This window comes from Planomonospora algeriensis, from assembly GCF_977012225.1.
The window spans coordinates 1-258 of the sequence record NZ_CDRNDK010001167.1 but is presented as its reverse complement, the minus strand read 5'-3'; the positions used below and the strand labels follow the sequence as shown (position 1 = coordinate 258).

Genomic DNA, 258 nt, shown 5'->3' with positions numbered 1-258 from the left:
GCGTCTCCAGCCTCCCCCGTCCAGCGGGCAAGGTTATGCCGAGTGGTCAACGTGTCCGGGTGTTCAGCACCCAGTACCCGCTCGCGCACCGGCAGCAGCTCAGCCAGCAGATCCCGCGCCCGGGTCGCGCCCCCCGCCCGTCCCGTCCAGAACGCGAGATTATGTCGGGCGGCCAGCGTGTGCGGGTGCTCGGCACCCAGTACCGCTCGCGCACGGGCAGCAGCTCAGCCAGCAGATCCCGCGCTCGAGCCGCGTCTC

General features: G+C 71.7%; 1 protein-coding gene. It reads right to left on the bottom strand.

Annotation, left to right across the window (positions count from 1 at the left end; genetic code table 11):
• Positions 1-176 (bottom strand): tetratricopeptide repeat protein (locus tag ACWJ6R_RS38270; RefSeq protein ID WP_449066838.1); only part of this gene is annotated, 176 nt, incomplete at its 3' end.
• Positions 177-258 lie beyond the last annotated feature (82 nt).